Raw genomic sequence first — 2621 nt, 5'->3', positions numbered from 1 at the left:
CCTGCCCGCACGCTGCCGGCGGCGCGCGCCAGCCAGGGCAGCACGGCATACCCGAGCAGCACGGTCCAATGCCCGATCGCGAGCCGCTCGGCGACGAAGGGATTCCAGATCGCGACGATCGCGGCGACCACCCGTCCGGCACTGCCCACTGCCGGGGTGACCGTGGTGACTAGGCGCGCCGCGCCGGCACCCGCGAGGACCAGGATCGCGGTGAGGATGAGCGCCTGGGCCGCACCCGCGGTGAGCAGCCTGCCGAGCAGGACCGCGGCGGCGTCGCTGGGGACTGCTCGCGGTGCCGGGACGCCGGTGCCGAGCACGAACGGCGTCCACTGCGGGCGCGGCGACCACGCCATGTCGTAGGCGATCACCGTGCCCGGCCCGAAGACCGGCCCGCAGATCAGGAGCGCAGCGGCGAGGGCGGCCGCATCGGCCGGCCGGGCGCGCAAGAGGCTGATGGCGGTCTCCTGAAGGTCTCGTGGGCGCATTCACCATGCCACAATCGAGCGCCCGCCCCCCTTGCACGACCCGGAGGTCCCCGCCCGTGCCTGCACCGCCCCGGGTCCACCGAGGAGTGTCCCGATGAGCGCCGACTCCTTCGACGCCGCCTTCGCGCACGCCGCCGACATCCCCGGCTGGCTCACCCCCGACCAGGCCCGCCTGCTCTGGGACAGCGCTCGGGGCGCCGGCGCGGCACCGCGCATCCTCGAGATCGGCAGCTATCAGGGCCGCAGCACCGTCGTCCTCGCCTCCGCGGTCACCGGCGATGGCCGGGTCATCGCCGTCGACCCCTTCGTCGACGACTGGAAATACGGCTCCCCCCAGACCCGGGACAAGTTCGAGGAGCACCTGCGGCGGGCGGGGGTCGAGCACCGGGTACGCCTCATCGCCGACCACTCCACCGCCGTGCGGCCGCTGTGGACCGACCCCCTCGACCTGCTCTTCATCGACGGCAAACACGATGTCGTGACGGTGCGCGACGACCTGCGCTGGACGGCATACGTCCGGCCGGGCGGGCGGGTGCTGGTCCACGACTGCTTCTCCTCCGTCGGGGTGACCCTCGGCGTCCTCCCCCTCCTGGGGCCCGGGGCACCGCTGCGTTATCTCTCCCGTACCGGCTCCCTCGCCGTCTTCGAGGCCGGCACGCCGACGGCGGCCGATCGCGCTCGTCTGCTGCGGGAAATGCCCTGGTGGGCCCGCAATATCGCCATCAAGGTCTTGTTGAGGTTGAGGCTGCGGGGGGTCGCGAGAGCATTCGGCCACGACTCGCCGTACGACCCCTACTGAGCTGCATCCCCGAAGGCTCCCCCATGTCCCCTGCACCAGCCCAGCCCCCCGCAACAGCCCAGTCCCCCGCAGCAGCCCAGCCCGTCCCTCTCGAGCCTGCCGCCCCGGTTCGCGACGCTGGCCCGGCTGGTCGACCCGTCCACCACGGCCCGGCTGTTGATCGTCAACTACCACCTGGTCGCCTACGCCATGGACGGCACCGGCTATCACCCCGACCGGCCCCGGCTGGCGGCCCGACCTGCCCGGCTCCTACGGCCCGCTCAAACGCATCGACGACATCTTCGGGCCACGGCCGGCGCCCCGGCTGTGGCTCCTGGACACCCCGTCCGACCACCGCGCTCTCGTCGCGACCTTCTGAGAGCCTCGCGGCTCAGCGCAGGATGCGTTCGACCGTCGCCGCCAGGTCCGGCACGTCCGTGCCGAGCTGGTATGCCGTGATCCCGAGGCCGCGTGCCGGCGCCACATCACCGGGCATGTCCCCCACCATGACGCAGCGGGCTGGGTCTGCCCACGGCGCGGCGGCCAGGGCCTGCCGGAAGAGGCCGTCGGCGGGTTTGCGGCAGTCACACTGTCCGTGATCGTGCCGGCACACGAAGGTGGCGTCGATCCAGGCGCCCCGGGCGGCGAGGAGGTCGGCGATGCGGGCGGTGACGGCGGCATACTGCTCCTCGCTCAGCCGCCCGGTGGCCAGCCCGCGCTGATTGGTCACCACGACGACCGGGAGGCCGGCGGCGTTGAGCCGGGCCACCGCCCCAGCAGCGCCGGGCAGCAGCACGACGCGCTCCGGGTCATCGACATAACCGCCGACGACCCGCTCGTTGAGCGTGCCGTCCCGGTCGAGAAAGACGATGTCCCACAGCGCATCCGGCCGCGCGGGCGGGATGGTGACCGGCTCGCTCACGAGCGCGCCCAGACGGTGTCGACCGCCTCGCACCACGCGTGTGCCCACATCAGATGCACTTCCTGGATGCGGGGGGTGTAGTCCGAGGGCACCAGCAGCGCGTGGTCGGCGTGCGCCGCCAGGTGCCCGCCGCCGGAGCCGGTCAGCGCGATGGTCACCAGGCCGCTGGCCCGGGCGGTGTCCAGGGCGGTGAGGATGTTCGGCGAGGTGCCGCTGGTCGACATGGCGATGAGGACATCGCCCGGCCGGCCGTGGGCGCGGACGCCGCGGGCGAAGACCAGTTCGAAGCCGTAGTCGTTGCCGATGGCGGTGATGGCCGTCGAGGACTCGGCGAGGCTGAGGGCGGGCAGGGGTTCGCGGTCCAGGACGCAGCGGCCGGCGAACTCGGCCGCGAGATGGGCGGCCATGGCGGCGCTGCCGCCGTTGCCGCATACCA

3 protein-coding genes and 1 pseudogene are annotated in these 2621 nt (G+C 73.1%); 1 reads left to right on the top strand and 3 read right to left on the bottom strand.

Translation table 11 applies throughout. From position 1 onward, the window contains the following. A pseudogene (locus BN11_RS24020) lies at positions 1–485 on the bottom strand (hypothetical protein); the annotation flags it as partial. A gap of 94 nt (positions 486–579) precedes the next feature. On the opposite strand from BN11_RS24020, the gene BN11_RS15310 reads away from it, so the two are divergent. Next, entirely contained in the window at positions 580–1284 is a 705-nt protein-coding gene (locus BN11_RS15310) for a class I SAM-dependent methyltransferase (protein ID WP_048699118.1), read from the top strand. A gap of 370 nt (positions 1285–1654) precedes the next feature. On the opposite strand, the gene BN11_RS24015 is transcribed toward BN11_RS15310, so the two are convergent. Both BN11_RS24015 and BN11_RS24010 read right to left on the bottom strand, forming a co-directional pair. Then, entirely contained in the window at positions 1655–2233 is a 579-nt protein-coding gene (locus BN11_RS24015) for a D-glycero-alpha-D-manno-heptose-1,7-bisphosphate 7-phosphatase (protein WP_083433793.1), read from the bottom strand. Next, on the bottom strand, positions 2182–2621 hold a 440-nt coding region (locus tag BN11_RS24010; protein WP_048699114.1), incomplete at its 5' end, for a D-sedoheptulose-7-phosphate isomerase. The genes BN11_RS24015 and BN11_RS24010, both read right to left, overlap by 52 nt.

Source organism: Nostocoides australiense Ben110 (genome assembly GCF_001050535.1).
In the GTDB taxonomy this organism is placed as follows: Bacteria; Actinomycetota; Actinomycetes; order Actinomycetales; family Dermatophilaceae; genus Nostocoides_A; species Nostocoides_A australiense.
The sequence above is the reverse complement of the archived record's forward strand: the minus strand, read 5'-3'. Positions and strand labels throughout refer to the sequence as shown.